This is a genomic window from Natrinema altunense (genome assembly GCF_000731985.1).
GTDB lineage: Archaea > Halobacteriota > Halobacteria > Halobacteriales > Natrialbaceae > Natrinema > Natrinema altunense.
In genome coordinates, this window is the sequence record NZ_JNCS01000001.1 from 422,401 (window position 1) to 438,251 (window position 15,851).

Sequence of the window (15,851 nt, forward strand, 5' to 3'; positions counted from 1 at the left end):
TCCAATTTCGGACCACCGCCGCGTCGGCATTATTTCTCATCACAGTCATCCTCACGCTCCCCGCGCTGGCGCTCGAGTTCGCGCTCGTGGGCCTCCGCAGTGGGTCCGCGATAGGACGTCGTAAACGAGCGCGACCGATCAGTCGACGACGGATCGCGGTCGGGATCGTCGCCCGGCCGGTAGGGGATCATCGCCTCGGGACCGACCAGCAACAGCGCGACCTGGCAGGCCTCCGATCTGATCCCGCGGACGTGTCGCGCGGCCTCGCGACGCGTCTCGCGGTCGGCGTGCTCGAGGGCCGCGTCCTCGTCCTGGATGGCCGCGAGCAGCGTGCGCGTGAGATAATCGATCGACGCGAGGCAATCGCGGATGGACTCGGGTCGGTGCCCACCATCGGCACGGACTCGAGCGGTCGTCGGCGATACGTCTACTCGGTCGGGGCCTTCAAGGCCCCGCGAATCGTGGTCGGACATGGCTTCCGGAGCGCTGAGACGGGAGCTACTGCGGGTCGGTGCCGTGAACACCGGTCCGTTTCTCGAAGCAACCCACCTGACCGAGTGGGCGGTCCGTAGCTTCCGTCCGGATAGGGTTTTATCCCCGACTGACTTAGATTCTTTGCATATGCGAATCTTGAAAATCGTATCTGCGTATGTGAGTGTGTGAAAATTCCCATACGAGTGTATTTTTGATCGCATGGGCGGGTTCTATTGGCGAGTAGCACACGGATCTCGCTATGCGAGAACGCGCTGACTGGATGGTCCCGACTGACGACGCGATTCTGGAATACGTCCGGGATGCAGGTGAGGTTCCGCCAGCGGTTATTGGACGGAATATCGACTCCCATCCGAATTATACCGGTCAGCGCTGTCGCGATCTTGCGGATCATGGATTACTCGACCGGCAAAGCGATGGCTACTATTCACTCACCGAACTGGGTGCTCGCTATCTCGATGAAGACATCGATGCAGGCGAGTTAGATACTGACCACTGACTCGCCTCGGAAGCCGACCAGCAACAGCGCGACCTGGCAAGCCTTTGATCTGATTCCTAGCAACTGCGCAATGAAAATAGTCAAACGGGGGGAGAACGTCGTGATGGCAGATGCGCCCGAGGTTAGCCGACTGGATGACGCCGGTCGACAGGGACATCCTCGAGTTGCTCCACAACGACGGGGGAGTCCACGAACTCGTTTTGTCCCCTCGAATCATCGCAGAGAATATCGACTGGAGTCGTCAAACAGTCCGGGAACACGTGATGACGCTTCGTGAGCACGGACTCGTCGAATACTACGACGAAACCGGTGGGATCTACCAACTCACTGACCGCGGCCGTTCGTATCTCGAGGGCGACCTCACTGCCGATGACCTCGAGAAAAGAGACCACGAATACCCATCGTGAAACGAGACACGACTGTGGATATGAGAGAACGCGCTGACTGGATGGTTCCGACCGACGATTCGATTCTGGGGTACGTCCGGGATGCAGGCGAGGTCCCACCGGCAGTTATTGGACGAAATATCGATTCGCATCCGAACCGGTCAGCGCTGTCGCACCCTTGCCGATCACGGGCTACTCGAGCGCAAGAGTGACGGCTACTATTCGCTCACCGAGTTGGGTGCCCGCGATCTCGATGAAGACATCGATGCAGGCGAGTTAGATACTGACCACTGATGTCTACTCGGAGAGTGGGTACGCGACTCGAGCACGGCGACTACGAGATCGACGACCCCGATGGGCAGTCTCTCGAGGGCGAGCTCGACGGAGCCGACCTCGAAGCAGGTGACGACTGATTGCTGCATTGAGACACGCGACCGCGTGAATCGAGCGGATTGGCTGGCGACGCGATTCTGGCTCGAGAACGATGTTCGCGCTGATCCCGACTGCGCCACGGCACCGGTCGCCCGACGCCGATCCGTCGACGGCAATCGCTTACCGGTGACGGTCCTCGATGTCGCTGATCGACTGCGACTCGGACTGTGAGCGGGTATCCGACGACGAATCGTCCATCAGTTCGGCCACTTGCCGCTCGAATTCGGATTCACTGATTTCGCCCGCAACGTACTGCTCTCTGAGCTGTTGTTTCCGATCGTCGACCGTCGGTTCGACTTTCCCGGCGGCATCGAACTGTCGGAGCAGCGGGTACCGCTGTTCGAGCCGTTCGACGATCGAGACGAGTCGATCGTCACGCGGGAGCGACGCATTCCGGAGCACGGAGACGACGGTTGCGGCGAGAAATCCCACCGCGATCACGCCGAGGACGAAGACGATCATGACCCACTCGGCGGCTGCGCCGAGCATCGTCAACACGATCATCACCTCGTTGGCAGGGACGCCGCTGGAAAGTGCCGCCAACCCGTCCAGTATGCCGATCAATCCAGCTCCGGCTGCCAGAATTCCAGTGATGACGAACCCGGCGAAATACACCCAGTGGCGAGCGACCATATCTCACTGAAAAGCGCGAAAGGAGATTAAATTCACGGAACCGACGAAACGGTTTAATTGGCCGCGTCAACGCACGAGCGCAGGTGTTCCTTGTTCTGTACCTGCGTCCCGTGGGGTCAGCGCGCGGACGCGAGGGCGTGGCGAGAACCGACGGCAGTCACCCGCTCCCTCTCATCTCGAGTCACGGATGCTCGGTCGGTGGGTGTCGCTCACGCGGTGGGCTCGCGGCCGAGGTCGCAGAGGGTGGCGAGGCGTTCGGCGCGCTGGATGAGCAGCGCGCGGCCGGTGTCGGTGAGGCGGTAGGCGGGGACGTGGTCGGCGAAGCCATCGCGCGAGGTGATGAAGTCGCGGTCGGCGAGGATGCGCAGGCTCGGTTTGACGCGGGCGCGGCTGACCGTCGGATACCGTCGCTCGAGGGTGCGGGCGATGCCCGAGGCGTAGCAGGGGTAGCCGTCGCGTGCGCGGCGGGCGACGGCCTCGAGACAGTCACGCTGGAAGCCGCTGAGTTCGACCCACGCGCGCCGGCCGTCTGTTGTGTGTTCGTTGTTGGGTGATTCGGCTGCTCGAGCGGGGGGTTCAAGGTCCCGCGAATCGTCGTCGGGCATGGCTTTCGGGTGGTTTACGGAAGCCACGCGGGCCGGTGGTTGGGCACCGGTCTACGTTTCGGGGTATCCTGAATTCGGTCAGGGCCGCGTGGATTCCCGTAGTTATGCAATCATGACTCTGGCACTATAATTGTTCACATGAATTAATGTGGTTATCCACTCGTATTCATTATTCAAATCTGATATATTGGTTCGGACATGACTGTGGAGCAGGTGACAAGGCGAGTGCGACAACCTGCATCGTGGATGCAGTTGCCGATCGACGACCGAATTCTCGAGGCGCTCGAGTCATCGGGCATGATTCTGTCTCCCGCGGTTATCGCAATAAATATCGACAAATCTAGAGATGAAGTGAACCGCCGGCTTTCGATCTTAGTCGAGTACGGAGTCGTCACTCGAGTCAAACGTGGGTACTACGAGATCACTGACACCGGTGAGGAGTATCTGTCTGGAGAGGTAGACGCGAGTACCCTCGAGCCGAACGAGAGTTGATCACTGAATGCGCCCGCTGGTATCGTGGATGACGAAATCCGATCCCGTACTGCTCGAGTTCTTCGAGGAAACGGGGATAGCGATGCCACCAGCGGTGGGCTCGTACAACATCGACGGCGTCTCCCATCCGACAGTGAAACGCCGTTTGCCGGTCTTGGACGACCATGGGCTCCTCCGGAAAGTCGACGAAGACCGAGGCTATTACCGAATTACGGATCGGGGTCGTGCCTATCTCAATGGGGAATTAGAGAGCGACGATCTCGAATCATCATAACAGACTCGCACCTGCGACACTCGAAATCTGACTTTCCGGCTTCCTAAACAGTCTACTTCGGATCCCAACCAGCAGGATGTGCTGGATGTCCAAGATGAGCGGTTGGGAAACTGATTGATTGATGCATACTGTTTATACAAGATCTATTCGTCCCTGCAGTGAGTATCCAAGTACAGAACATAGATCAGTATATACACCGTTCTATTTCGTGACAATAATAGTTCTAGAAGGAGTATTCGCGCCCAAGCGTGTCGATTCGAGAACGACCAAGTTGGATGTCACGTGAAGATTTCCGTATCCTCGAAGCGGTAGGCGATCCCGAGATTCTCGTAGTGCAGTCGCCTGCGATAATTGCTTACAATCTGGACATGACCCGCCCCCACGTCTCAAATCGTCTTTCTGTGTTCACGGAGCATGGTCTCGTCGAAAAGATAGAGAATGGACGATACCAGATGTCAGACCTCGGTTACGCGTATCTCGAGGGTGAACTCGACGCCACGGACTTAGAACTGAACGAAGACTAATCAGCGCTGATCCGGTGACTGGATGCAGAATGCGACGGCCACGGGTGGACTGGATGACACGAGCCGATGACGCGATCCTCGAGTTCCTTCTCAACGAGGGAAATCGACCACTCATCGCGAATCCGTCCACTGTCGAGGCCAACATCGATTACAAAATCTCACACGTGAGACGCAGACTGCGAGCATTGCAGGACGGTGGGCTCGTAGAATATTACAACGAAGATCGCGGTCTCTATCGGATCAGTGAGCGGGGTCGGCGGTATCTCGAGGGCGAACTCGATGCCGACGATCTCGAGGCAACCGACGAGTAACGGCCACACTGAGCGCCACCTGCTTGCGCTCAGTGGCACTATAGTAGCAACTGAAACGATTTACACACTGATCGCAACGCCCTCGTGCGATCAGGTGTGCAATGACTTTCAGTTGCTACTATAGAGGCAGCGATAGCTGGTGTCCCAAACCACCGCTGGGCGGGACTTTCGACGTGGGACAGGGTCATCCTCATTTCGACGCATACTCACAACAACACCCTGAAAGCCCCTTCCACGGTCGGCTCCCAGGACTCGCTGCGCTCCTCACTTCGTTGCGGTGCTTACGTCGTCCGGGTTCGCCGACCGTGGAAGCCCCTTTCAGTCCCACCCGGCATGGCTAGCTGCATCGCTTTCGCCTGTTCAGTTGCAAGAAGGCTACGCAAGTGACGAACGCCGACCACTGTCTCTGTTATGGCGTCGCAGGTGCCGTATCGCCGTCGTCGTGTGCGAACGGACTGATGATGAGGTCGTCGTAGGGGAAGACCGGTCGCTTCGATTGGCCGTCCTCGTCGAAGCGGATGATTCCCAGTGCCTCGAGAGTGGTCACCTCTTCATGGACGTTTTTCACGTCGCGACCGACAAGGCGTGCGGTCTCGCGAATGCTATCGGGTTCGTCGGCGCGGATCACGCGCAGGAGCGTGAACGTCCGCTCGTTGAGCACGTCGCTCAGTTGTTGTTCGTTCGCAAACGTTACGATCGCCGGTTGGTCGACGGGGTTACCGCCCTGAAGCGTTCGAATCGCTTCGCGCCCCTCTTCGTAGAGCGACGCTGCATCCCCGATCGTGACCAGTAGTACGTTGGTACCTGTCATAAGCTCTCACCCTCGGTATCGGATGGTCCGAACCGTTGCTTCGGAATGTCGTCCCAGAACCGCTCGTACAGGGCTTCCATCCCCGGGAATTCGATCAGTTGCGGTTCCGGGTCCGGCGCGACGTGCCGTTCGTGACCTTTCGTATCCTGTGGGCGTTGTCGTATCGACGGAGTGTGCCGTCCTCGAGCGTCTCCGGCCCGGGCGTGAGTCGTCCGTAGTGGAGCGTGTACCGCCATCCCGACGGATACGCGTCGTCGTCCGTGGCGGATCGACAGCCGGACGAGCGTCCCATCCTCGTAGACGTGCGAGTGACTGTACCCGTCGAGATCGTCGGCAACTGGTGCCATCCGCTACTGTGTTGGTTCGTCAACCAACGGCAAAACCGTAACGGCGGTCCGTCCAGTCACGCCCAGCGGTGGCTACTGCCAGTCGCGTTTGTACGGCGTGTCTCGATCACTCAGAAACGAACCCGAATCAAACGGGCTCCCGAAGCGCCCAGATATCCGCGCGGGGCTCGAGCCGACTCGGTTCCGCCCCACGCTGCGTAAGAATGCCCGCGTGGTACAGCATCGCTTTCAGCTGGAACACCGTCGGCGAGTGGTAGACGGAGCCGTCCTCGAGTGCCGCGGGTCGAAGCTCACCGTCTTCGGTGAGCACGCGGCTCCGGACGCCGTCGGTCCCGCGGATGAACAGCTCGACGGTAAACGAGGGATGCAACTCGTGCAGGTATTCCACGACGTCCACGAGCGACGGCTCCGCGAACCCGTCCTCGTGCATGGACTGGAGTTCGTGGACGAGCAACTCCGTCGCCTCGTAGTCGAACAGCACGCGGCGGGCCAACTGGCCCCACGCCGGCGCGAGATCGACGAACCGCGTTCCGGAGCGGTACCAGTTCTCGAACTCCGCGAGGGCCGCCTCGACGGACCCGTAACGCCCCGTCGCGAACCGGACGACTTCCTCGCCGAGCGAGGTCAGTTCGACACCCGCGCTGCCTTCGACACCGACGCCCTCCTCGATCAACCCGAGGAACGCGGCCCCCTGCCGGGCGCTATCGACGGCGCTCACGACATTGTACTCCGACAGCAGCGTCTCGGTGTTGCCGGCCGCGTAGTGTGCCAGCGGATAGCCCAGATAGTTCTTCGGATGGTTCAGGCCGAACGACGCGTCGGCGACGCCCTGCGCGCTCGCCTGAAACCGCAGCGCCGTCGCCTCGGTCGTCGTCCGGTTGCCGACGACGCGGGGCACCTCGAGCGCGGCCACGCTCCCGGCGGCATCGACGCCGAGCACGCCGACGTTCAACTCCCGCGCGAGCGTCCGATCGGTCTCGGAGATGGCGGCCGCCGGCGCGGCGAGATACGCCGCGTTCGCCTCGTGAAGTCGATCGTAGGCCTGGAGGATTCCACGCTGCGTATCGACGCCGTCGCTGGTCTCTCCTTTCGCCTCGATGGCGATCAACGGCGGCTCGTCGCCCAGTCGCTCGACGGCGAGGAGGTCCGACTCGAGGTCGCGGACCCCGACGAGGTCGGGATACCCGCTCCCGATCCGAACGTGGTTGAACGGTGCCAGACGGTCGCGGACGGCCGCGTCGACGGGCTGTCCGGGGAGCCACTCCGCCATGGCGAACTGGGTGTCGGCCACCGCGTAGGCGGTCGACTCGTCCTCGTCGGGAAAGAGCCGCCGCTTCGTGTGGGCCAGCACCTGCGGTTCCGACAGCGATCGGGCCGCGCTACTCATGGCTCAGCATTGGCCACCGGTCCCAAGAAGGTTCTGGCGAGCGAAGCGAGCGCGCCGGTGCTCGTGGTGCGCACCTGTCACCGCCGAACCGGTCGGCCGGGGACCGTCGCGGGCCATGCGTTTGTGTCTCGAGCCCGTGCAGACGAGTATGACCGAGGCGACACTCGTCTACGACGACGACTGCGGCTTCTGTACGTGGTGGGCGGCGTACTTCGACGAGCGGACGGCCCTCCGCAGCGTCGGCTTCAGCGACTGCACCGACGACCTTCGCGAGCGGCTTCCCGCGGAATACGAGGACTGTTCGCACCTGGTGACCGACGACGGCGTCTACTCCTGTGGGGCCTCGATCGAGGAGGCGATCGTCCGTACCGACGTCGCCGAGCCGGTGGGGGACGCCGTCGAGTTCCTCCGCCAGTTCGAGGAGTACGAACGGATCCGCGAGCGCTCCTACCAGTGGGTCGCCGACAACCGCGGTCGCTTGGGAACGTCTCTCTCGAGGACGCCGCCGGTGCGGCAGCAGGCCGACGACGGCTGATCGAGCGACGGCCGGAACCGCGGACCGAAATCACGGCTCCGACTCCCTCGAGCGAGGACGGGGTCGCTCGACCGTCGCCACGCCGGTCAGGAGTCGCCGTACCGAGATCGCAACACGCCACCGGCGACGGCGACGACGAGGCCCGCCGAGGCGAGGAGCCCCAGCCCCGGCACGTACGAGCCGGTCACGTCGTGCAGCGTTCCGACCAGCACCGGACCGAGGAACCCCCCGATCTCGCCGACGGCGAAGATGAAGCCGACGGCGGTACCGGTCAGGCGCGCACCGATCCCCTCGAGTTCCGTCGGGATCGCCCGAATGAGCGGCGAGAGCCCGCCGAACCCGAACCCGGTGACGACGACGCTCGCGAGGAGCAGGAGACCGAGCCCGCTCGAGAGGACGCCGGTGATGCCGAGTCCCGCCACGAGCCCACAGCCGATCAGGGCGGTGCGGCGAACGCCCAGCCGATCGGCGGCCGCGGGGACCATCAGCACGCCGACGACGTTGGCCGCGACGAGCAGGCTCGTCGTCCGTCCGGCCCGCGCCGGCGAGTAGCCCCGCGACTCGAGCAGCGTCGGGAGCCATCCCTGCATGCCATGGGCGATCAGCAGGTACATCGTGCCGACGACGACCACGAGCTGTAGCTCGCGGTGGGTGAGGACGAGCGTGAGATCGCGTCGGATCGCCGCGAGCGAGAGCGACGAGTCCGCCGGGTCCGCGTCGTTGGCGGCGCGATTGCGAGCGTCGATGCCCAATCGGCGGGCGACGACGAACCAGCAGAGGCCGTATCCGATCGCGACGACGCCGCTCCAGAAGAACAGGCCGCGCCAGCCGCCGAGCACCGGGCCCAGGATCGGCCGGCCGACGGCGAAGACGCTCGCGGTCCCCGCCGACGCGCCCACGAGGTAGATCGAGGACGGAAAGCCGGTCTCGTCTGGCGGGAACAGCACCGAGACGAGTTTCGGCAGCCCGAACGTGATCGCCGTCGCGCCGACGCCGATTAGCAGCGTCGCCGCGAGGAGTGACGGGAAGCCGACCGCGAAACTGCGAGCGACCTGGGCGACGCCGTAGATGAGTACGCCGACCGCGAGGCTTCGTCCCGGACCGACGCGGTCGACGACCAGCCCGGTAACGAGCGCGATCGGGACGTAGGTCAGCGGGATCGCTCCCGCGACCACGCCGGCCTGCGCGCCCGACAGCCCGAGTTCGTCGATGATCGGCGAGAGATACGCCGGCAGCGAGAACCAGACGAACATCAGACAGGTGTAGCCGATCGTCCCGACGGCGACGGTCCCGTACGCGCGGCGACGACGCATTCGATCGCTCATCCGCCCGTGGATGGGTGACGCCGGCCCGAGTAGTTTGTCGTAGCGGTACGACGCTCCGGCGTCGACCCGTCGGCCCCACCGCTTTCCGTCAGCGCGTCGTGCGTTCCCTCATGACGCCCGAAGAGCGCGCCTTCCTCGAGCGGGGCCGCGTCGCCGCGTTAGCGACGGTCGACGACGAGGGGCGACCGCACGCGGTGCCGATCTGTTTCGCGGTGCTCGAGCCCGCGGCTCGATCGGCCCGTCCGGAGCCGGCGACTGCGAGTGGGACCGGGAACGGCGCTCCCGACGACGGAACCGACGGGATCAGAGTCGTCTCGGCGATCGACGAGAAGCCGAAATCGACCGCCGACCTCCAGCGCGTGCGGAACGTTCGGGTGAACCCGCGGGTGACGGTGCTCGTCGACCGCTACTGCGAGGACTGGTCGCGTCTCGCCTGGCTTCAGGGTCGCGGCTGGGCGCGGGTTCTCGAGTCCGACGCATCGAGCCACGCCGACGCCGTGAGCGCGCTCGAGGAGAAGTACGACCAGTACGGACCCCACGAACTCGGCGACCGTCCGATCGTTTCGATCACGATCGGGCGGACCGTCTCGTGGGGGGCGCTCGCGGACGGGTAAGCGCGTGCGGACGCGGTCAGTCGTCGACGAGCGATCGCTCCGCGTTCCCGACGATGAGAAGGGTCCCTGCGACGACGGCGACGGTCGTCACCAGCGGGTTTACGACGCCGAGGGCGGCCGCGGGGACGGCGATCGCGTTGTAGACGAACGCGAGCCCGAGGTTCTGCCTGAGCCGGGCGCGTGCGGCCCTCGCGAGGGCGAACGCACGTTCGACCGACGCGAGGTCGTCGTCGACGATCGCGACGTCGGCCGCGTCGGCGGCGAGCGCCGTCCCGCTGCCCAGCGAGATGCCCAGATCGGCCGCGGCGAGCGCGGGCGCGTCGTTCGTCCCGTCGCCGACCATCGCCACGCGGCCCTCGGCTTGCATCCGCTCGACCGCCGCCGTCTTTCCGTCCGGCGAGACGCCCGCGAAGACGTGATCGACGCCCGGATGCCGGTCGAAGATGTCGGCCGCCGTCCCGTCGTCACCGGTCAGGACCACGACGTCGATTCCGTCCTCGTCCAGGGCTGCGACCGTCTCGTCCCACGCCTCGCGGGGTTCGTCGCCGACGATCACGACGCCCTCGGCGGCCCCGTCTCGGCCGACGACGACCGGGAGCCGGCCGGCACCGCGCGCCCGGTCGACCGTCGCCTCGAGATCGGACTCGACCGTCCACCCGCGGTCCCGAAAGAGGTCGGGGTGGCCGACCAGTACCGTCCGGCCGTCGACGATACCCTCGACGCCGGTCGCGTGGGTGTGAAACTCCCGGACCGGCAACTCGCCGGGGACGGCCGATCCGCCGTCGGTGCGGGCCGGTCCGTCGGCGTCGTCGATCGCACCGCCGTCACCGCCGAACGCCTCGGCGATCGCCGCCGCGGCCGGGTGGGCCGCCCGCTGCTCGAGGGCGGCGGCGGCCGCGAGCAGGTCGTCGGGGGCGTCTGCTTCGCGAACGGTCATCTCCCCGGTCGTGAGCGTCCCGGTCTTGTCGAAGACGACGATATCGACCGCGCGCAGGCGCTCGAAGACGGTCTCGTCGAAGACGACGATCCCTCGCTCGAGGGCCTCCTGCAGGCTCGCGGCGACGGAGTACGGCGTCGCGAAGCCGAGCGCCCACGGGCTGGCGACCATGAGCGTCATGAGGGCGGCCAGGGAGGCAGTCAGCCCGCTCGCCCCGGTGAGGAACACGCCCGCGCCGACGACGACCGCGGCGGCGATGACGACCGGGACGAGGGTCGCAGCGAACTCGTCGGCCCGGTGTGTGACCCCGTGGTCCGCGCTCTGGACGTTCCAGACGACCCGCGTGAGCCGCTCGATGCTGCTGGTCGTTCGCTCGCCGACGTCGACCACCGCTGCATCGGTGGTGACGACCGAGCCCCCGACCACGTCGTCGCCCGCCGTTTTCGAGATCGGGAGCGACTCGCCCGTCACGACGGCCTCGTCGACCGCACACTCGCCCTCGGACAGCGTCCCGTCGACCGGGATGCGCTCGCCCTCCCGGACGAGCACGCGGTCGCCGGACTCGAGGTCGGCGACGGGGAGGTCCGTCGTCGAGCCGTCGTCGGCGTACAGCCGGGCGGTGTCGACCTGCGAGACGGTGAGGTCGGTCAGCCGGTCCGTCGCGCGGCGTTTGACCGTCGCCTCGTAGTAGGTCGCGCCCATCACGACCGAGGCGACGATGATCGTCAGATCGAAGTAGAGATCGGTTCGCCCGAGGGCGGAGACGAGGACGCTGAAGACGTACGCACCGAGCACCGTCAGGGCCGCGAGCAGGTCCGTCGTGGGCCGTCGGAGTTTCAGACTGACGTACGCGCCCCGCAGGAGCGGGCCGCCGGTCAGGTAGACGATCGCGCCCGTCATGAAGAGAAACAGGGGCAGATACAGCGGCCCGCTGAAGCCGGTGAACGCACCCTCGAAGTGCTCGATCGCCCCCCAGTCGGTAAACGACGTCAGAAACATCGGATAGAGAACGGCCACGAACGGCAACAGGAGGAACGAGCCGAAGACGACGCCGACGACGTACCGCATCTCGAGCATGTCCTCCGAGCGGCGCTTCCGAAGCCCGGACATCTCCCGGGAGCGGCGGGTGCCGCCGGTCTCGTCGTCGGCGGTCGCGTCCTCCCGGAGATACGCCGTGTAGCCGAGCGTACTCAACGCGTCCGCGAGCGCGTCGGTTGGTATCCGTTCGGGATCGTGGTCGACTCGGATCGTCTCCGTGACGTAACTCGCCTCGGCCTCGAGCACGCCGTCGCGATCCTCGGCGACGGTCTCGAGGAAGGCCTCGCAGGTCGCGGAGTGCATGCCGTCGATCCGGAAGAACGTGCGGACGGTCCCGGCCGGTCGTTCGTCGTCCGTTGCGGTCGGCTGCGGGTCGGCCTGCGGGTTCGTGGACTGCGCGGGGTGGTCGGTGTCCACGGCGGAGCCGTCGCCGTCGTCGCTCGTCCCGAACGCGACGGCCACGTCTCGGCAGCCGGCCGAACAGAACTCGTCCGGGGCCGACTCGGCGTCGGGCTCCGGACGGGGTGTCCCGCACAGCCGACAGCGGTCGTCCCAGTCGCCGCCCGTGCGTCGATCGCTCACAGTGATAGCTGTGGGTTCGACGGCCATAACAGTGACCGATCGCACCGCCCGCGGCGTCGGCCGGCTCGCCGGCGCGTCGCGTTCTCCGACGGCGTTTCGGCGTCCAGTCCGTTCGCGAGCGGGGACGCCGTCCCGTCGCGGCGCTCAGCGTCGTTCGACGACGGTCCCCTCCTCGCCGACTGCAACCGCTCGCTCGCCGGTGGTCGCCATCGAAACGGCGATGAGTGCGTCCGGTGCCTGCGTCCCGACCCGTTCCCAGCCGGCCGCGCGCCGTTCGTAGAGTACGCCGTCCGCGTCGCAGGCGATCGTCTCCCCCTCGCGGCGGGCGATCCCACAGATCGCCTCGTCGCCGACCCGTTCCGGCGTCCACGTCGAGCCGCCGTAGCGGTGGACGACCCCGTCGTCGTCGCTCACCAGACAGTCGCCCTGGCCCAGCGTCGCGAGGTTCTCGAGCGTGCCGCCGGCCCCCTCGAGACCGACGCGATCGAACGAGTGGCCGCCGTCGGTCGTCTCGAAGACGCCGTCGTTCGTGTCACAACAGTAGCCGATAGCGGCATCCGCGAGCGCGATCGCGCTCAGACTCGCGCCGCTGCCCGGCGTGATCGGGTCGTCCCACGCGCACTCGCCGTCGCGATATCGCCCACGGAGGACGGCCCCGGAGCCGGTGATCAACAGCACTGTCTCGTCGCCGCTCGCCCCGCCGACGGCGACCCCCACCCAGTTGTCCGTGATGTCGGCCGGTGCCGTGTAATCCGTGTGACGCCCCGTCTCGCCCTCGAGCCGGCCTAGCGAACCGCTGTCGCCCGCGACCCAGACCGCCTCGCCGCCGTCAGTGGCGTCGACGCCGGTGAGGTCGTCGCCCGCGGCGGCCGGCCCGTCCTCGAGAACGATCGACCACGGGTCGGTGTCGGTACCGTCGGCGGGCGCTCCCGCGAGGACCAGCCCGTTTTCGCCCACCGCGTAGACCGCGCCGGTGTCGGTCACGCAGACGTCCCGGAGCGTCGCGTCGGTCGGCACATCGACGAGGTGCCAGTCAGCGCCGCGGTCGTCCTCGTCCGCCGTGGCCGCCGCGCTCTCGGCCCCGGCCCGCTCGAGGGGCGGGTCACCTCCGCCCGTGATAGCCGCGTCGCCTTCCCCGTCGGCAGCCGAATCGTCTTCTCCCTTAGCAGCCGCGTCGCCGTCGTTTCGACCCGCCGACGGCCGCCACAGATAGAGCGCGATCGGGGGCACGATGTAGGTGGCCAACGCGAGGGCGATGAACCCACGATGGAAGACCGCCAACGTCCCGAACGCCGTCAAACCCGCCGTCGCGACCGCGTGGACCCACGTCTTCGTGTAGTCGCGAACGAACGAGACGAAACCGCCGCGAGGGCGCGTATCCTGGGTCGCCATTGGGCGTGGCTGCTCGAGTGAGCGTACCGGACTGGCGCGCAAAAACGTACTGCCGGCACGTCCGCTTCGGGACGGGGACAGCGTGGGTCCGTCAGAACCCGTGTCGGTCGTCGATCAACACGAGTCGCGTGCGGTCGTCGACCCGCTCGTACTCGAGGGAGACGAGTTTTCCGACGACGCTGGCCTGCCCGTAGACTTCCTTCGCGCGGGCATCCTCGAGCGGGTAAGCGTACTCACGGACCCGCTCGACGGCGCTCGACCAGTCGTCGACGATTTTGTTCGTACTGCCCACCAGCACGAGCGACGCCGCCCCGAAGGCCCACGCGCCGACGGCGTTTCCCAGCGCGTTTGCCCCGACCAGTTCACCGGTCTCGGCGATCGCGTTGACGCTGTCGACGAAGACGTCGGCGGTGACCGCCTCGCGTCGCGCCTGGAACCGTTCCTCTTCGTCGTCGAGTTCCCGAATGTCCGTTCCGAGGTAGTCGAACCCGTTTTCGGCCTCGAGATCGTCGGTGAAGCCGATCTCCTCGAGCGTCGTTGAGTGGCCGTCCATCACCGTCGCTCCCGCCGGGAGTGTCGCCCGGAGGTGGTCACGTGCGGCCGCGCCGTCGTCGACCACCGTGACCTCGATGTTTCGATCCTCGACGTTCGAGACGACCCGCTCGATCGTCTCCGCGTCCGGGTTCCGATCGAAGCGGGCCGCGTCGATCTCGAGGTCGTCCGCGAAGTCGTCTTTCGTGTAGTAGTCGTCGCTCATCGCCGTACCCGCGGTTCGACACGCCGCGGGATCAACCTCGGGCAAGCGAATACCGGCTGACGGGGCCGAACGGTCGGATCGACCCCGCTCGAGGCCGTGCGGTCGGGACCTCGATTACACCGTTCGAGGCCGCGTGACGAGCGATATCGTGAGAATGCCGTTGTTGTAGCTCGCCTCGCGATCCTCGCCGAAGGCGAGGTCCGACGTGAGCGGTGTGACGGTTCGCTCGAGGACGTGGTCCCCCCGGTCGACGGCGAGTCGGAGGCGACGCGAGTCGGCTTCGATCGTCACGTCGTCGATCCCTGCGGGGGCGACGTCGACGACGGCCCGGAACCGGTCGGCCGTGCCCTCGTAGACGAACTGCGTCGGGAAGGGAAACGACGCCGCGTCGGGTGCCGAACTGGCGGACATGAGACGGCGTTCCGACGACGGACGGAAGGGTTTCGGGGTGGACAGGTGTACGTTTGATATCCCCGTCGAGCACGGGACGGTCGGCAGCCGTCCCGCGGTCCGACTGCGAGGTGGGGACGATCGGGACCGACTACCGGTCCCCGAGCCACCGTCGCGATCGACTGAGAGATGCGAACGGCCGTCGTATACTGTTTTATACCCCACATATCTGAACGGCAGTCATATATGCGACCGGTGGGAATCAGTGCCCGTGACTACTAAACTCAATCTCAGTAATGCGCTCAGCTACGGGTTCGATCGGATCACGACCCGTGGCGGAGCGATCCTCCTCGTCGTCTACGTGCTCTTCCAACTCGCCATGCAGGTGAGCGTTCAATCGCTCTTTTCGCAGGTGCTCGCGGACGCGTTCCCCGACGAGGAGTTCTCACACCTCTATCCGCTCGCCGTCGACCTGCCGGCCGCCGTCAGCGCCGGGGTGACCGCCCTCCTCGTGCTCGTCGGGGCCGTTCTCGGAGTCGTGACGATACGGGCGCTATATGCGGGACTCAACGACGTTCCGACGGCGGACCATACCCGTCGACTCGCCCGAACCGCCGGCGTGATGGTCGTCGTCTCCGTCGTCACCTTCGTTGCGATCCTGATCGGGACGGCCCTTCTCTTCTTCCCCGGCGTCTTCCTCGCGGTCAGTCTGGTATTCGCAACCGTCGTCGTTATCATCGAGGACGCCGGCGTCATCGAATCGCTCGAGCGGAGTTGGGAACTCACGTCCGGGAATCGGTTTCGCCTCCTCGTTCTCGGGGTGATTATCGGCGTCGGCGGTGGTCTGGTCGGGTTCGCGTTCGGCATCGTCGGCGTGTTCGCCCCCGTCGTCGGCGAGCTGGCGACGACGGTCACGTCCGGCGTTCTCTCCCTGTTCGGTGCCGCGGTTCTCGTCGGTGCGTACCGACAACTCGCCGGCGATCGGGAGCCTCGCAGTACGTCCGAGTGGTGACAGCCGTCCGCCCGACGCGGTGACGAGTACGATTCGACCGACGCGATTACGACGGGGGAGCGAGCCGCTGTCCCCA

At 65.6% G+C, this 15,851-nt stretch carries 20 protein-coding genes and 1 pseudogene; 10 read left to right on the forward strand and 11 right to left on the reverse strand.

The window, feature by feature from the left end; all coding sequences use genetic code 11:
* Positions 1-29 precede the first annotated feature (29 nt).
* Complete coding sequence (locus tag ALTAJ2_RS02215) at positions 30-473, reverse strand: hypothetical protein (protein WP_007110469.1); 444 nt, start codon at positions 471-473, stop codon at positions 30-32.
* Positions 474-754: 281 nt separating this feature from the next.
* Between ALTAJ2_RS02215 and ALTAJ2_RS02220 the strand changes: the two genes are divergently transcribed.
* The 3 genes from ALTAJ2_RS02220 to ALTAJ2_RS02230 all read left to right on the forward strand — a co-directional run bounded on the left by ALTAJ2_RS02220 (position 755) and on the right by ALTAJ2_RS02230 (position 1,671).
* A complete protein-coding gene (locus tag ALTAJ2_RS02220; RefSeq protein ID WP_239647684.1) occupies positions 755-991 on the forward strand; it encodes a hypothetical protein in 237 nt (78 codons plus the stop codon).
* Between the two features lie 134 nt (positions 992-1,125).
* A complete protein-coding gene (locus ALTAJ2_RS02225) occupies positions 1,126-1,398 on the forward strand; it encodes a winged helix-turn-helix domain-containing protein (RefSeq protein WP_007110467.1) in 273 nt (90 codons plus the stop codon).
* A gap of 108 nt (positions 1,399-1,506) precedes the next feature.
* The gene (locus ALTAJ2_RS02230) at positions 1,507-1,671 is read left to right on the forward strand and encodes a hypothetical protein (RefSeq protein WP_239647686.1); all 165 of its coding nucleotides are present in this window, start codon (positions 1,507-1,509) and stop codon (positions 1,669-1,671) included.
* A 258-nt stretch (positions 1,672-1,929) separates the two neighbouring features.
* Here the strand turns inward: ALTAJ2_RS02230 and ALTAJ2_RS02235 are convergent, their stop codons facing one another.
* Both ALTAJ2_RS02235 and ALTAJ2_RS02240 read right to left on the reverse strand, forming a co-directional pair.
* Positions 1,930-2,442, reverse strand: a complete 513-nt coding sequence (locus ALTAJ2_RS02235; protein WP_049900848.1) for an SHOCT domain-containing protein — start codon at positions 2,440-2,442, stop codon at positions 1,930-1,932.
* A gap of 209 nt (positions 2,443-2,651) precedes the next feature.
* Positions 2,652-3,047: a PadR family transcriptional regulator gene (locus ALTAJ2_RS02240; RefSeq protein WP_050031415.1), complete on the reverse strand. Its 396-nt coding sequence runs from the start codon at positions 3,045-3,047 to the stop codon at positions 2,652-2,654.
* Positions 3,048-3,272: 225 nt separating this feature from the next.
* Here ALTAJ2_RS02240 and ALTAJ2_RS02245 point away from each other — a divergent pair, with 225 nt between their 5' ends.
* From ALTAJ2_RS02245 to ALTAJ2_RS02260, 4 genes are all read left to right on the forward strand, one after another.
* Complete coding sequence (locus tag ALTAJ2_RS02245) at positions 3,273-3,539, forward strand: transcriptional regulator (protein ID WP_193365025.1); 267 nt, start codon at positions 3,273-3,275, stop codon at positions 3,537-3,539.
* A 7-nt stretch (positions 3,540-3,546) separates the two neighbouring features.
* Entirely contained in the window at positions 3,547-3,813 is a 267-nt protein-coding gene (locus ALTAJ2_RS02250; RefSeq protein ID WP_007110463.1) for a hypothetical protein, read from the forward strand.
* Between the two features lie 275 nt (positions 3,814-4,088).
* The gene (locus tag ALTAJ2_RS02255; protein ID WP_007110462.1) at positions 4,089-4,337 is read left to right on the forward strand and encodes an IclR family transcriptional regulator; all 249 of its coding nucleotides are present in this window, start codon (positions 4,089-4,091) and stop codon (positions 4,335-4,337) included.
* Between the two features lie 53 nt (positions 4,338-4,390).
* Positions 4,391-4,648, forward strand: coding sequence for a hypothetical protein (locus tag ALTAJ2_RS02260; RefSeq protein ID WP_007110461.1), 258 nt, complete (start codon positions 4,391-4,393; stop codon positions 4,646-4,648).
* Positions 4,649-5,057: 409 nt separating this feature from the next.
* Here ALTAJ2_RS02260 and ALTAJ2_RS02265 read toward each other — a convergent pair whose 3' ends face one another.
* The 3 genes and pseudogenes from ALTAJ2_RS02265 to ALTAJ2_RS02275 all read right to left on the reverse strand — a co-directional run bounded on the left by ALTAJ2_RS02265 (position 5,058) and on the right by ALTAJ2_RS02275 (position 7,193).
* A complete protein-coding gene (locus ALTAJ2_RS02265) occupies positions 5,058-5,459 on the reverse strand; it encodes an HVO_A0114 family putative DNA-binding protein (protein ID WP_007110460.1) in 402 nt (133 codons plus the stop codon).
* A pseudogene (locus ALTAJ2_RS20400) lies at positions 5,456-5,806 on the reverse strand (toxin-antitoxin system TumE family protein). Before ALTAJ2_RS20400 ends, ALTAJ2_RS02265 begins: the two are co-directional and overlap by 4 nt.
* A 127-nt stretch (positions 5,807-5,933) precedes the next feature.
* Positions 5,934-7,193: a hypothetical protein gene (locus tag ALTAJ2_RS02275; RefSeq protein ID WP_007110458.1), complete on the reverse strand. Its 1,260-nt coding sequence runs from the start codon at positions 7,191-7,193 to the stop codon at positions 5,934-5,936.
* 148 nt (positions 7,194-7,341) lie between these two features.
* Between ALTAJ2_RS02275 and ALTAJ2_RS02280 the strand changes: the two genes are divergently transcribed.
* On the forward strand, positions 7,342-7,728 hold the full coding sequence (locus ALTAJ2_RS02280) for a DCC1-like thiol-disulfide oxidoreductase family protein (protein ID WP_007110457.1): 387 nt from the start codon (positions 7,342-7,344) through the stop codon (positions 7,726-7,728).
* Positions 7,729-7,814: 86 nt separating this feature from the next.
* Here ALTAJ2_RS02280 and ALTAJ2_RS02285 read toward each other — a convergent pair whose 3' ends face one another.
* Entirely contained in the window at positions 7,815-9,053 is a 1,239-nt protein-coding gene (locus tag ALTAJ2_RS02285; protein ID WP_007110456.1) for an MFS transporter, read from the reverse strand.
* 110 nt (positions 9,054-9,163) lie between these two features.
* On the opposite strand from ALTAJ2_RS02285, the gene ALTAJ2_RS02290 reads away from it, so the two are divergent.
* Entirely contained in the window at positions 9,164-9,667 is a 504-nt protein-coding gene (locus ALTAJ2_RS02290) for a TIGR03668 family PPOX class F420-dependent oxidoreductase (protein ID WP_007110455.1), read from the forward strand.
* 16 nt (positions 9,668-9,683) lie between these two features.
* Here ALTAJ2_RS02290 and ALTAJ2_RS02295 read toward each other — a convergent pair whose 3' ends face one another.
* The 4 genes from ALTAJ2_RS02295 to ALTAJ2_RS02310 form a co-directional block, all read right to left on the reverse strand.
* The gene (locus ALTAJ2_RS02295) at positions 9,684-12,224 is read right to left on the reverse strand and encodes a heavy metal translocating P-type ATPase (RefSeq protein WP_050031425.1); all 2,541 of its coding nucleotides are present in this window, start codon (positions 12,222-12,224) and stop codon (positions 9,684-9,686) included.
* Positions 12,225-12,368: 144 nt separating this feature from the next.
* Complete coding sequence (locus ALTAJ2_RS02300) at positions 12,369-13,616, reverse strand: WD40/YVTN/BNR-like repeat-containing protein (RefSeq protein WP_007110454.1); 1,248 nt, start codon at positions 13,614-13,616, stop codon at positions 12,369-12,371.
* A gap of 91 nt (positions 13,617-13,707) precedes the next feature.
* Positions 13,708-14,373: an LUD domain-containing protein gene (locus ALTAJ2_RS02305; protein ID WP_007110453.1), complete on the reverse strand. Its 666-nt coding sequence runs from the start codon at positions 14,371-14,373 to the stop codon at positions 13,708-13,710.
* A gap of 114 nt (positions 14,374-14,487) precedes the next feature.
* Positions 14,488-14,784 (reverse strand): Hsp20/alpha crystallin family protein, encoded by a 297-nt coding sequence (locus ALTAJ2_RS02310; protein WP_007110452.1) that lies wholly within the window; start codon positions 14,782-14,784, stop codon positions 14,488-14,490.
* Between the two features lie 250 nt (positions 14,785-15,034).
* Between ALTAJ2_RS02310 and ALTAJ2_RS02315 the strand changes: the two genes are divergently transcribed.
* Complete coding sequence (locus ALTAJ2_RS02315) at positions 15,035-15,775, forward strand: hypothetical protein (protein ID WP_144240178.1); 741 nt, start codon at positions 15,035-15,037, stop codon at positions 15,773-15,775.
* Positions 15,776-15,851: the final 76 nt, after the last annotated feature.

Bases quoted from the DNA above. Each gene is read 5' to 3' on its own strand.
- ALTAJ2_RS02265 (WP_007110460.1), bottom strand. From the start codon at position 5,459: ATGACAGGTACCAACGTACTACTGGTCACGATCGGGGATGCAGCGTCG.
- ALTAJ2_RS02300 (WP_007110454.1), bottom strand. From the start codon at position 13,616: ATGGCGACCCAGGATACGCGCCCTCGCGGCGGTTTCGTCTCGTTCGTT.
- ALTAJ2_RS02275 (WP_007110458.1), bottom strand. From the start codon at position 7,193: ATGAGTAGCGCGGCCCGATCGCTGTCGGAACCGCAGGTGCTGGCCCAC.
- ALTAJ2_RS02235 (WP_049900848.1), bottom strand. From the start codon at position 2,442: ATGGTCGCTCGCCACTGGGTGTATTTCGCCGGGTTCGTCATCACTGGA.
- ALTAJ2_RS02215 (WP_007110469.1), bottom strand. From the start codon at position 473: ATGTCCGACCACGATTCGCGGGGCCTTGAAGGCCCCGACCGAGTAGAC.
- ALTAJ2_RS02280 (WP_007110457.1), top strand. From the start codon at position 7,342: ATGACCGAGGCGACACTCGTCTACGACGACGACTGCGGCTTCTGTACG.
- ALTAJ2_RS02305 (WP_007110453.1), bottom strand. From the start codon at position 14,373: ATGAGCGACGACTACTACACGAAAGACGACTTCGCGGACGACCTCGAG.
- ALTAJ2_RS02290 (WP_007110455.1), top strand. From the start codon at position 9,164: ATGACGCCCGAAGAGCGCGCCTTCCTCGAGCGGGGCCGCGTCGCCGCG.
- ALTAJ2_RS02220 (WP_239647684.1), top strand. From the start codon at position 755: ATGGTCCCGACTGACGACGCGATTCTGGAATACGTCCGGGATGCAGGT.
- ALTAJ2_RS02255 (WP_007110462.1), top strand. From the start codon at position 4,089: ATGTCACGTGAAGATTTCCGTATCCTCGAAGCGGTAGGCGATCCCGAG.
- ALTAJ2_RS02240 (WP_050031415.1), bottom strand. From the start codon at position 3,047: ATGCCCGACGACGATTCGCGGGACCTTGAACCCCCCGCTCGAGCAGCC.
- ALTAJ2_RS02225 (WP_007110467.1), top strand. From the start codon at position 1,126: ATGACGCCGGTCGACAGGGACATCCTCGAGTTGCTCCACAACGACGGG.
- ALTAJ2_RS02260 (WP_007110461.1), top strand. From the start codon at position 4,391: ATGACACGAGCCGATGACGCGATCCTCGAGTTCCTTCTCAACGAGGGA.
- ALTAJ2_RS02310 (WP_007110452.1), bottom strand. From the start codon at position 14,784: ATGTCCGCCAGTTCGGCACCCGACGCGGCGTCGTTTCCCTTCCCGACG.
- ALTAJ2_RS02285 (WP_007110456.1), bottom strand. From the start codon at position 9,053: ATGAGCGATCGAATGCGTCGTCGCCGCGCGTACGGGACCGTCGCCGTC.
- ALTAJ2_RS02250 (WP_007110463.1), top strand. From the start codon at position 3,547: ATGCGCCCGCTGGTATCGTGGATGACGAAATCCGATCCCGTACTGCTC.